At 53.4% G+C, this 12,042-nt stretch carries 11 protein-coding genes; 9 read left to right on the top strand and 2 right to left on the bottom strand.

Annotated elements, in window-relative coordinates:
- Positions 1-120: 120 nt before the first annotated feature.
- The 3 genes from G506_RS0109060 to G506_RS0109070 are packed head-to-tail and all read left to right on the top strand — an operon-like array spanning position 121 to position 1,889.
- Positions 121-783, top strand: a complete 663-nt coding sequence (locus tag G506_RS0109060; RefSeq protein WP_028116588.1) for a 7-cyano-7-deazaguanine/7-aminomethyl-7-deazaguanine transporter — start codon at positions 121-123, stop codon at positions 781-783.
- On the top strand, positions 783-1,442 hold the full coding sequence (locus G506_RS0109065) for an HD domain-containing protein (RefSeq protein ID WP_028116589.1): 660 nt from the start codon (positions 783-785) through the stop codon (positions 1,440-1,442). The genes G506_RS0109060 and G506_RS0109065 overlap by 1 nt, the downstream gene beginning before the upstream one ends.
- A 6-nt stretch (positions 1,443-1,448) precedes the next feature.
- Positions 1,449-1,889: a GNAT family N-acetyltransferase gene (locus tag G506_RS0109070; protein WP_035387195.1), complete on the top strand. Its 441-nt coding sequence runs from the start codon at positions 1,449-1,451 to the stop codon at positions 1,887-1,889.
- Between the two features lie 57 nt (positions 1,890-1,946).
- On the opposite strand, the gene elbB is transcribed toward G506_RS0109070, so the two are convergent.
- Positions 1,947-2,606: an isoprenoid biosynthesis glyoxalase ElbB gene (gene elbB, locus G506_RS0109075; protein WP_028116591.1), complete on the bottom strand. Its 660-nt coding sequence runs from the start codon at positions 2,604-2,606 to the stop codon at positions 1,947-1,949.
- Between the two features lie 484 nt (positions 2,607-3,090).
- On the opposite strand from elbB, the gene polA reads away from it, so the two are divergent.
- Positions 3,091-5,841 carry a DNA polymerase I gene (polA, locus tag G506_RS0109085; protein WP_028116592.1) on the top strand — a complete coding sequence of 917 codons (2,751 nt, stop codon included), beginning with the start codon at positions 3,091-3,093 and terminating at the stop codon, positions 5,839-5,841.
- Positions 5,842-6,397: 556 nt separating this feature from the next.
- Here the strand turns inward: polA and yihA are convergent.
- Positions 6,398-7,030 carry a ribosome biogenesis GTP-binding protein YihA/YsxC gene (yihA, locus tag G506_RS19335; protein WP_051202021.1) on the bottom strand — a complete coding sequence of 211 codons (633 nt, stop codon included), beginning with the start codon at positions 7,028-7,030 and terminating at the stop codon, positions 6,398-6,400.
- 279 nt (positions 7,031-7,309) lie between these two features.
- On the opposite strand from yihA, the gene G506_RS0109095 reads away from it, so the two are divergent.
- The 5 genes from G506_RS0109095 to hemN all read left to right on the top strand — a co-directional run bounded on the left by G506_RS0109095 (position 7,310) and on the right by hemN (position 11,928).
- Complete coding sequence (locus G506_RS0109095; protein ID WP_035387196.1) at positions 7,310-7,936, top strand: c-type cytochrome; 627 nt, start codon at positions 7,310-7,312, stop codon at positions 7,934-7,936.
- Positions 7,937-8,707: 771 nt separating this feature from the next.
- Positions 8,708-9,343 carry a class I SAM-dependent methyltransferase gene (locus G506_RS0109100; protein WP_028116594.1) on the top strand — a complete coding sequence of 212 codons (636 nt, stop codon included), beginning with the start codon at positions 8,708-8,710 and terminating at the stop codon, positions 9,341-9,343.
- 40 nt (positions 9,344-9,383) lie between these two features.
- Positions 9,384-9,917 carry a Der GTPase-activating protein YihI gene (yihI, locus tag G506_RS0109105; protein WP_028116595.1) on the top strand — a complete coding sequence of 178 codons (534 nt, stop codon included), beginning with the start codon at positions 9,384-9,386 and terminating at the stop codon, positions 9,915-9,917.
- A 32-nt stretch (positions 9,918-9,949) separates the two neighbouring features.
- Positions 9,950-10,423: a DUF2489 domain-containing protein gene (locus G506_RS0109110; RefSeq protein ID WP_169628089.1), complete on the top strand. Its 474-nt coding sequence runs from the start codon at positions 9,950-9,952 to the stop codon at positions 10,421-10,423.
- A gap of 134 nt (positions 10,424-10,557) precedes the next feature.
- Positions 10,558-11,928, top strand: coding sequence for an oxygen-independent coproporphyrinogen III oxidase (gene hemN / locus G506_RS0109115; RefSeq protein WP_028116597.1), 1,371 nt, complete (start codon positions 10,558-10,560; stop codon positions 11,926-11,928).
- The last annotated feature ends 114 nt before the right edge of the window (positions 11,929-12,042 follow it).

Consider the following 12,042-nt stretch of genomic DNA (forward strand, 5'->3'; position numbering starts at 1 on the left):
GGCTCAAACTAAGACTTGCGCCGTTTATTCGCCTGCCTATAATTTGCGCCCTGCTGCGCGTGCGCAGCAAACAACCGTAGTCCGGGTTCCCTCACCCCGTTAACCAAAAAGGTGACATTGATGCTTCAATTGACCTCGGCGCAGCACCAGCGCGCTTTGCTGATCTTAGTCAGCTTCCATATCTTTATTATCGCCGCCAGTAACTACTTGGTGCAGCTGCCATTCCAACTGTTTGGTATGCACACCACTTGGGGCGCATTCAGTTTTCCGTTCGTGTACCTTGCCACCGATTTGACAGTGCGGATCTTCGGCGCCGGCGCCGCCCGCAAAATCATCTTCGGAGCGATGCTACCGGCGTTAGTGATCTCTTATCTGATCTCGGTGCTGTGGTTTGAAGGCCGCTTTGTTGGCGCCGAAGGATTAAGTGAATTTAATACCTTTGTTGGCCGCATCGCCTTTGCCAGCTTTGCTGCGTACCTGTTTGGTCAATTGATGGACATCAAAGTCTTTGCTCGTCTGCGAGAGAGCAAAACCTGGTGGTTGGCGCCTGCCTGTTCCACTGTGATTGGTAACTTAGTCGATACCCTACTGTTCTTCTCTATCGCCTTTTACGCCAGCGCCGACCCGTTTATGGCCGAACATTGGACCGAAATTGCGATGGTCGATTACGGCTTTAAATTGCTGATCAGCCTATGTTTGTTTTTGCCTGCCTACGGCGTACTTTTACGGCTATTGGCTGATAAAATCCTGAGCCCCGCTTCCAGCCGAACTCAGGAAATTTAGTGATCTTTAGCAAGCAATGGCAGCAACGCTGTCGTGACTGGGCCGCCGCCGCAGGCAGCGATGGCGCTCATGATCTTAGCCATATCGAACGGGTGGTTGTCACCGCCGAACGGTTAGCGATCCGTGAAGGCGCCGATCTGGCGGTAGTGCTACCAGCAGCTTGGCTGCACGATGTGGTGTTGATCGATAAGCGCGATCCACGCCGCAATCAGGCCTCGCAACTCAGCGCCGACAAAGCGGTTGAACTGCTAGCGGCGGCGGGCTATCCCAGCGAATACCTGGATGCCATTCACCACGCCATCGCCGCCCATTCGTGGTCTGCCAACATTGCTTGCCAATCACTTGAAGCCCAAGTGGTGCAAGACGCCGATCGTTTAGATGCCCTAGGCGCCATCGGTTTGTCTCGTTGTTTGATGCTGGGTGGCCAGTGGGGCCGTGATCTTTACGATCCGCAAGATCCGCTGGCCAACCAACGCCCACTGGATGATGACCGCTTCAATCTGGATCATTTCTTTATCAAGCTGAATAAATTACCCGCCACCATGGGTACCGCCGCCGGCCGCGCAGAGGGGCAACGCCGTTGGCAATTTATGCAGCATTACGTCGATACCTTGATGGCCGAACTGGGTCAGCAAGCCAACGCAACTGAAACTGAGTAACTGACAATGATTGAACAAGGTTGGCGCAACGGCAGCATTGCCGAAGTGGTCGCGCTAAGCCGCACCATTCCAGAATTCAACGATCCCTATGGCGAATCCGAGTATCAACAGCGTTTAAGCGACCGTCGCGGTTGGCTACAAATTGCTGAAGTGCAAGGTGAAACTGCCGGTTTTGCGGCGGCTTACATGGATGGCGATGATTGCTATCTATGGATGAGTGGCGTGCAGCCGGATTTTCGCGCCTTGGGGTTAATGGCTGACGCCTTAGAGCAACTGCAAATCTGGGCGCTGCGCCAAGGGGCAACGGCCTTAACCGTCAAAAGTCGCAACCGCTATCCAAGCATGTTGCGCTTGCTGCTTAAGCACGGTTTTTTGATTGAGAAGTTCGATACCAAGGGCGACAGCTTGCTGGATCATCGGATCTACTTCCGCAAACCACTGGTTTGATTGCCGTTAGACAGACTAAGCCGCCCGTTATCCGGGCGGCTTTTTCTTTACCTAGAACTACTTGGCTTGCACCCACAGCAATAATTGTTCAACTAACGCATCAACGCTGGCTGCCACTTCGCTGATATTGCTCGCCAGCATATAGGCAGGCGACGAGACGATTTTACGTTGATGATCGATCGCCAGCTGCTCAACCAACCGCGGCTGATGTTGGCCGCCCAAATGGTTAAAACTGGCCGCGGTGGCGCGATCGGTGCCGATGGTGCCGACCACCCCTTGGCCTGCGATCTGGGGCAACATGATCGGCGCAATACACAAGTAGCCACTGGGCTTACCAGCCTCGATAAAGCCTTGCGCCGCCGCCAGCATGTCCGCCTGTACCGTCATCTCATTGCCGGCAACCGCAAAATCACACAGATTTTTAGCCACGCCAAAGCCGCCCGGCACCACCACCCCATCGAAATCGGCGACGTTCAGTTCCGTTAATGGCTTGACCTCGCCACGGGCGATCCGCGCCGACTCCTGCAGCACATTACGCTGCTGTTCCAGCACCTCGCCAGTAAGGTGGTTGATCACCTGCAGTTGCGGCCGATCCGGCGCAAAACACTGCACCTTAACCCCCGCACGATTAAGCGCCAGCAGGGTAAGCACCGCTTCATGGATCTCACTGCCATCAAAAACCCCACAACCAGCGAGGATCACCGCGATTCGACTCATATTACTATCTCCTTGTTATTCCGATGCTTAGTCCGTTCGGTCGACATTAGACTAAAACGATTTAACAAAACCGTCATCGTCACTCTAGCGCTGACGTTTTTTTGTGCTATGTTACCCATCGACTAAGGATTGGTGCTGCAATTTTCACCACTAGCAACGTAGATAAGTCAAGGATGACAAGCAATATCCACAGTTGCGATCCATCGTTTTTAGAAGTCCCAAATCCACTTTAGATCAACCAGTGATCCGCGTGATCTCTGGGCTTTTGTGTGGATCGTCGATCCAGATCACAGATCGCTTGATCGTTATCCACAACGTCTGTTCACAAACTTATCCACAAGATCGACAACACCGGATCGGATCTCTGTCGTTGGCAAGTTATGCACAACAAACCGATCCAAGCACCGATTGATTGCTGCGTGCTGGATTGGCTTAGATCGCCGTGGCATCCTATCGTTTTCTTTTTTCAAGCAAGTTCTCGCTTATGTCCGACCATCCGCTGATCCTCGTTGACGGTTCCTCCTATCTGTATCGCGCTTTTCATGCGCCACCGCACTTAACCAACTCCAAAGGAGAACCGACTGGGGCGGTATACGGCGTCGTCAACATGCTGCGCAGCTTGCTGAAACAGTACCAACCAACCCATATCGCGGTGGTGTTTGACGCCAAAGGCAAAACCTTCCGTGATGAGATCTACCCAGAATACAAAGCCCAACGACCACCGATGCCGGACGATCTGCGCTCTCAGGTAGCGCCGCTGCACGCGATCATCGAAGCAATGGGTTTGCCGATGATCGTCGAGCCGGGCATAGAGGCCGATGACGTGATCGGCACCTTGGCGCGCCAAGGGGAAGCCGCCGGTTACAACGTGCTGATCAGCACCGGTGATAAGGACATGGCGCAGCTGGTGACCGATAAGATCACCCTGGTGAACACCATGACCGATACCGTGATGGATCCCGATGGCGTACGCGCTAAATTCGGCGTTGGCCCCGAGCTGATCATCGATCTATTGGCGATGATGGGTGATAAGGTCGATAACATCCCGGGCTTGCCGGGGGTGGGCGAAAAAACCGCATTGGCGATGTTGCAAGGGATCGGTTCCCTGGAAGCGATCTATCAAGACATTGATGCGGTGGTGCCACTGGGCTTCCGCGGTAGCAAAACCATGCCGAAGAAGCTGGCTGAACACAAAGACGCGGCGTTCCTGTCCTACACCTTGGCCACCATCAAAACCGATGTTGAGCTGGCACTAAAGCCCGACGATCTTGCGATTAAACCGGCAGATAACGACAAGTTAGCCGAACTTTACGGCCAGATGGAGTTCCGCCGTCTGCTTGCCGAGGTACTTGATGGCGGCGCGGCGGCGCCAGCCCCAGAGCAAGTGGATCTGTTCACTGGCGAAGTGGCCGCAGTGGCGCCGGTAGAGACCAACTATCAAACCATTTTAACCAACGCCCAGTTAGATGAGTGGCTCGCCAAGCTCGAAAGTGCCGAACTGTATGCCATCGACACCGAAACCACCAGCCTCGATTACATGGACGCCAAATTGGTCGGTTTATCGTTTGCGGTAACCGCCGGTGAAGCGGCTTACCTGCCACTGGGCCACGACTATGACGGTGCCCCGGTGCAACTGGATCTCAGCGAAACCCTAGCTAAGCTGAAGCCATTGCTGGAAGATCCGGCGCCGAAGAAGATTGGTCAAAACCTCAAGTACGACATGTCGGTACTGGCCAACTACGATATCGCCCTGGCTGGCATCGCCTTTGACACCATGCTCGAGAGCTACTGCTACAACTCCACCGCCGGTCGTCACAATATGGACGACTTGGCGCTGAAGTACCTCGGTCATAAGACGGTTAAATTTGAAGAGATCGCCGGTAAAGGCGTAAAGCAAAAAACCTTCAACCAGATCGAACTCGAGCCTGCCGCCCACTACGCCGCCGAAGACGCCGACATCACTTTGCGCCTGCATCAAACCTTGGCACCACTGCTAGCCAGTGAGCCAAGTTGCCAAGCGGTCTTCAACGACATCGAACTGCCGTTAGTACCCGTAATGTCGATGATGGAGCGCAACGGCGTCATGTTGGATGGCGATATGCTGCATCAGCAAAGCAGTGCGATTGCCATGCGCTTGGATGAACTGGAAAGCGAAGCGCACAACATTGCCGGTGAAGTGTTTAACCTAAGCTCGACCAAACAGCTGCAAACCATACTGTTTGAAAAACTTGGCTATCCGGTACTGAAGAAAACCCCGAAAGGGGCACCATCCACCGCCGAAGAGGTACTGCAGGACTTAGCCCAAGACTACCCGCTGCCGAAAGTGATTCTGGAGCATCGCTCGTTGGCGAAGTTAAAGAACACTTACACCGACAAACTACCAGAGCTGATCAAAGCCAGTGGCCGCATCCACACCAGCTACCACCAAGCGGTGACCGCCACCGGCCGTCTGTCCAGCAGCGATCCAAACCTACAGAACATTCCAATTCGCACCGAAGAGGGCCGTCGCATCCGTCAGGCATTTGTTGCGCCCAAAGGCTACAAACTGCTGGCGATTGACTACTCACAAATCGAACTGCGGATCATGGCGCACCTGTCTGGCGACGCCAGCTTGGTAACCGCCTTTGCCGAAGGCAAAGACATTCACCGTGCCACCGCCGCTGAGGTATTTGAGGTCGGTTTCGACGACGTTACCAGCGATATGCGCCGTAAGGCCAAAGCGGTTAACTTCGGTTTGATCTACGGCATGTCCGCTTTTGGCTTGGCGAAACAGCTGAACATCCCACGCTTTGAAGCGCAGGATTACATCGACCGTTACTTCGCCCGCTACCCAGGGGTGCTGCAGTACATGGACGACACCCGCAAGCAAGCGCATGAACAGCAGTACGTAGAAACCCTGTTTGGTCGCCGCCTGCATCTGCCGGAGATCAACGCCCGCAACAAGATGCGTCAGCAGGCCGCCGAGCGCACCGCAATCAACGCGCCAATGCAGGGCACCGCCGCCGACATCATCAAAAAAGCGATGCTGGCCGTCTACGACTACCTGCAACAGCAATCCGCTGATGAGATTAAGCTGCTGATGCAGGTACACGATGAATTGGTGTTTGAAGTCCATCAAGACAGCGTGGCACAGCATCAGGCGGCGCTGGTAACGTTGATGGAAAGTGCCGCTGAATTGGCAGTGCCACTGATTGCGGAAGCGGGGATCGGCGATAACTGGGATCAAGCTCACTAAATTGATACTGAACTTCGTTCAAATCACGTTTTGACGCAATCTGCGATGAAAGCGCTTTACCCGTCAGTTCAGCTCTAGTTATGCTTGCTGGGTAGGGTACAGAGGTAAGATGTTCTATATCTGAACAAAAGGTGGCGACACCTTGAACTTCAGTGACTATCTTTCAAACCTGTTTTTGATTGACCGTTAGGTTGATCGCCAAGAATTGGCACCCCGTCCTCCTTGTGAGGGCGGGGTTTTTTTGTGCCTAAAATTTGCCGTTCGGCAGTATTCAATCATTAGCAGCAGCAACACGGCATGGTTGGCCAAGAAGCCACACTGACAACAAGGCTTTAGAGCAAATGCTTTAAATCGAACAAATGTTACGCTATAGTGGCTTCATCAAGTTAGCCACTTGGCTGGTTGATATTGTTATCGTTTTTAAAAGCTTCTCCCCAAATTAGCTTTTGATAGTCCGGTGCTGACCTTAGTGTCATCACCGGTTTTTTTTGCCCAAGCGGCCGCCTTAGGTACAAAAAAAGCGATCCGAAGATCGCTTTTTCGATGGTCACAGAGACTACTCAACGTCGAACTGCTGTTCGCTGTGACGTTGGAACCAACCATTCAGCACTCGCAGTGCTGGTTCACGGCCGGTGCCTTTCAGCGACGAGAACAGCTGTACGATTACTTCGCCGCCCAGCTCTTCCAGTTCGCTCTTAACGTGCTTCAGCACCTTGTTCTTTTCGTTCTGCTTCAGCTTATCGGCTTTGGTCAGCAGTACCAATACTGGCATCTGCGCCGCCACACCCCAGGCGATCATGTTGGCGTCCAGATCTTTCAACGGATGACGCACATCCATCAACACCACCAGACCACGCAAACACTGACGCTGCTCTAGGTACTGTGCCAGTTTCTCTTGCCACTGCAGTTTCATCTCCAGCGGTACTTTGGCAAAGCCGTAGCCCGGCAGATCGATCAAGCGGCGTTCGTCATCCAAACGGAACACGTTGATCAGTTGAGTGCGACCTGGGGTTTTACTGGTGTGAGCCAATCCCTTGTGGTCGGTCAGTGTATTCAGAGCGCTGGATTTACCGGCGTTAGAACGGCCAGCAAAGGCGATCTCCATGCCAACATCGGCAGGCAAAAACGTAATGTCCGGGGCGCTGGTGACAAAGCTGGCCCGGCGAAAATCAATCATCTGTTCAGTCACGGTATTCTCCAAGGATCCATGTAAGCGGTTTGGTCGTAGCCATTAGTGGGATAGCGATCAGCGCTTGTGCAGAGCTAAGTCTCAGAAAAGCGTGGCTATTCGATCTGGATCCGATTTTGTGTAAAATGCGTGGCGCATGCTCACCATAGTTTATCAGGCGAGCATCGCAGCAGGGAATTTATCGCTGGCCAAAGCACTCGCATTGAGCAACAGCGCCAGCAACTGCCCCGAACCCGCTTAGGTTCGACGCAATTGCTACGGATAACAAGTTGGAACGTTATGAAAAAGTATGCAGTAGTATTGGCCGCAATGGCGGCGTTTTCCTCTCCGTTGCTGGCGCAAGGCGATGCCGCCGCTGGCGAAGCTAAAGCCGCGACCTGCGTCGCCTGTCACGGCGCCGATGGTAACAGCCCAATCGACATCTATCCGAAATTGGCTGGCCAGCATCAAGCTTACCTATTGAAACAACTGATCGAACTAAAGCAAGCGGCAATGACCGGCGGCAAACAGGGCCGTAACGATCCGGTGATGAGCCCGATGGCAATGGTGCTTGCTACCGAACAAGATATGGCGGACGTCGCTGCCTTTTACGCCAGCCAGACCATCAGTGCCGGCAACGCCGCTGAGCCCGCGCTGATCGCCAAAGGCAAGCAGCTTTACCTTGGTGGCGACGCCGAACGTAAGATCACCGCCTGCGTCGCCTGTCATGGCGTTAACGGCGAAGGGATGGAACTCGCCGGCTACCCTGTGCTGGCCAAACAGCACAGCGGTTACCTGAAGTCGCAGCTAGAAAAATTCCGCAGTGGTGTCCGCAATAACGATCTGAACGGCATGATGGGCGATGTCGCCAAACGCTTAAGCGATGATGACATTAACGCCTTAGCGGCCTTTATGAACGCCCAATAAACGGCGCCTAACCGGCTCGCTGACAACGCGGCAAAGCATTTCGCTTTGCCGTTTTTTATATTGCTTTGACGCAAGCCAGCATAAACCGCCAGAAACCCCCAAAAACCATCCATAAGCGACTAAAAACTAAGAAATTAGCAACAAATTCGATGTAAGAGATCTGCCATTGTGGCGCTACGACAATCACAGATTATTCTGCTAACAACTTGATTAAAGCCGTTTAAATTCAAAAAGATACTTCAAAGGCAAAATTTACAAAAAGAAACATCTTTGTAAAATATGTTGCAGATAAGTTTAAAGTCGGTAAAGTGGCACTCAAACAAGAGTTGGCAACAACAAGACTTTGGTCTTAGCCCACAGGATGTGAGCAACGGAAGCCAACCTGTATAGGAAGACAGACAGGCCGGAGAGCCTGAACTCCCAAGGAATGGGGCAACACGGACGTGTTTTGTTTGAATCGTCAGGATGACGAGCTAACCGGACTTTGGTTAGTACCATACGGAAACATCCACACGGATGATCAATAAAGTGTCAGGAATGACCAAAAACGACAAAGCAGCACGGAAGCAAATAACTCTAACAGGAAGACAGACCGGGAACGTCTCTTAGCGGGTATGGATGCTCGGTAATAAAATTGGAGGAGTGCTGACTTAGCACCATTAGGCGACAGAGCAATCTGTCGCCTTTTTATTTGCCGATTTGTTTGGCTATTTGCCAAGCGGACACTGGTATACTAAGCATCAACGCTGTCGCCAAGGATCCCGCCTGTTCATGCTCTGCCCGCTGTGCCTAAATCCACACCCAAGTCATTACCACCAAGACAAGCGCCGTCACTACTTCCAGTGTCCAGAGTGCCAACTGGTGTTTGCCGATCCGGCCGCGTTGCTGCCACAAAGCGCCGAAAAACAGGTGTATGACCAGCATCAGAACAATCCCGATGATCATGGCTATCGACGATTTTTGAATCGCTTGGCGGAACCACTACTGGAACGGCTGCCGCTGCAACAGCAAGGGCTCGACTTTGGCTGCGGTCCGGGGCCAGTACTGGCACTGATGCTGCAGGAAGCTGGCCATCAGATGGCGACCTTCGATCCGTACTACGCGCCAGATCGCAGCGTGCTGCGCCGCAGCTACGACTTTATTACCTGCACCGAGGCGATTGAACACTTCTATCAGCCGCGGCGCGAATGGCAGCTGTTGCTGCAACTGTTAAAACCCGGCGGCTATCTGGGACTGATGACCAAGTTGGTGCGCAATCGCGATGCCTTTGCCCAGTGGCACTATAAAAATGACCCGACCCACGTCTGCTTCTTTAGCGAGGCCACGTTCCGCTATTTGGCCGAACGATCCCAACTGCGACTGGAGATCTTGGGCAACGACGTCATCCTGCTGCAAAAACCAACATAATCTGGTAAAGTCCGCCGCCCAATTTCTGAGGACCCGATAAATGACCCGCGCTAAGAAAACTCGCAAGGTGAACGCTAACGGCCCAGCTCGCCCACCTCGGGCCAAGCGGGACGAAAGCTTTAAAACTGGCAAACGCAAAGGCAAAGGCCAAGCGTCTGGCAACCGCCACAGCAGCACCGAAGTACGTACTGCCGCCAACACCAAAGCCGACAAAGTTGATCCACGCCACGGCAGCAAAAAGAAAATTGCCCTGGTGATCGAGCCAACTCAAGCACCGGTAGTAACCAAGCTGAGCCCAGAGAAAGAGCTGGCGAAGCTGGAGAACAACCCACGTCTGGGCGCGCTGCTGGATAAAGTGGAAGGCGGCGAACTGCTGGCCCCTGCGGATCAGTTCTGGCTGGACACCACCTTGGCACGCATTGCGGTGCTAATGGATGAACTGGGCATCGACGACGACGCGTACGACGATGAGCCAGTGGCCGCACCAAGCAAAGCCCAAGGCGCAACCGACGAACTAGACCTGCTGGCTCAGTTCGAACAAGGCGCCAGCCTGCTGGATCAGTACAAAGACTGATTTACTGACGTAACGATCATCAAGGAGTAATGATGACGGTAATACAAGGAAGTTTGATTGTGGTGGCGCTTGCCATCATCCTCGGCCTGAGCGGCTACGCCATCACCCTATGGCGTAAGGTGTTTGCCCAACAGCGGCAGCAACAAGCCAGCGCCGCTCAGCGCCGAGACACCCTCCTAGAACAAGTTCAGCACATCACTAAAGCCGCGGTGGCCGAACAATGCCAACCCGCCGAAGCTGCCCTAAGGCTGGTGAACTTGCTGCGCGCCATTCCCAACGTCAATGCCGAGCAACTGGCGCAACAATTGCCGCATCTGCATGCCATGTACGCCGCCATCAGCGAACAGCCGATTTTGGCCGAACGCAAAGCCCTACCAAAGCTGGAGCGACGCCGACTGGATCGCGAATTAGAACGGCAGCAAACCGAGTTAGGACCAGCAATGCTGACTGAGATCACCGAAAAACTGCTGGATGAGACTCAGTTTGCACAATGGTTACAGCAATAAGTTCCGCGAGTGAATCAACGTTATTGTGATTTATTGAGCTTGATCCCATCCTGTTAAATACGGCTCGAATCGCCATCGGCGACACTCGGCAAAGGGTGCATAATTGATGGCAATTAAAGTTGAGGAGAGATCCTGTGCAACAGCAGATCAGTTGGAATCAAGCGTTGATCGAGAAGTATAACTACTCCGGTCCACGTTATACCTCCTACCCGACCGCGGTAGAGTTTCATAAGGAATTTAATGAGTCAGACTTGGCGGCAGCGATTGCTGGCTCGGATAAACAGCGCCTATCGCTGTACATTCATGTGCCGTTTTGCCACAAGCTTTGTTACTACTGCGGTTGCAACAAGATCATCACTCGTCATGCCCACAAGGCCGATCAGTACCTCGACTACCTAGAGCGTGAAATCAAAGCCCGCGCACCGCACTTTAAGCACTACAGTGTTACCCAAATGCACTGGGGCGGCGGCACGCCAACCTTCCTGAATGACGAGCAGATCCGTCGTCTGACCACCCTGTTGAAGTCCGAATTTAACTTCGCGGATGAGGGCGAGTTCTCCATCGAGATCGATCCGCGCGAAATCAATCTGGATACCTTAGATGTCCTCAAAGAGGTCGGCTTTAACCGGATCTCTGTTGGCGTCCAGGATTTCAATAAGCAGGTGCAAGCGGCGGTAAACCGCGAGCAGGACGAGCAGTTCATCTTCGATCTGATCAACACTGCCAAAGCCAAAGGCTTTAGCTCCACCAACGTTGATCTGATCTACGGTCTGCCGCATCAGACCCCTGAAAGCTTCAACCAAACCTTGGAGCGCATCAAAGCGCTGAGCCCAGATCGCTTAAGTATCTTCAACTACGCCCACCTGCCGCATCGCTTTGCGGCGCAGCGTAAGATCCACGACGAAGATCTGCCAAGCCCACAGCAGAAGCTGAAGATCCTGGAAAACAGCATCAACTACCTGACTGGCGAAGGCTATCAGTTCATCGGTATGGATCACTTTGCCAAGCCAGATGACGAACTGGCCAAGCTGCAGCGCGCGGGCAAGTTACACCGTAACTTCCAGGGCTACACCACCCAGCCAGATGCCGATCTGCTCGGCCTAGGCGCGTCGGCGATCTCCAGCATCGGTAACGCTTACGCCCAGAACGCGGTCGATCTGAAAGACTACTACGCCACCATGGATGCCCAAGGCACCGCGCTGATCAAAGGCTGCAGCCTCGAGCGCGATGACTTTATCCGCCGTGCGGTGATCAAGCAGCTGATCTGTCACTTCGAGATGGATAAGACTGAGATCGAGCGCGATTGGCAGATCAACTTTGACGAGTACTTCGCCACCGATCTGCAACTGCTGCAGACCTTCGTTGACGACGAACTGGTGGAACTGGACGGCAGCATCATCCGCGTGACTGCCCAAGGCAACCTGCTGATCCGCAACATCTGCATGTGCTTCGACCGCTACATGCGCGAAAAAGCCCGCCAGCAGCAGTTCAGCCGGGTTATCTAACGCCGCGCCAATTCAGTGTAAACGGCAGCCTTCGGGCTGCCGTTATTGTTTTAGCTCGACAACTTGGGTCGCCCATAGCGATGCCGTAGACTGATGTTTTTTAACGCAGTTTCA

It is taken from the genome of Ferrimonas senticii DSM 18821, from assembly GCF_000422665.1.
Classification (GTDB): Bacteria; Pseudomonadota; Gammaproteobacteria; order Enterobacterales; family Shewanellaceae; genus Ferrimonas; species Ferrimonas senticii.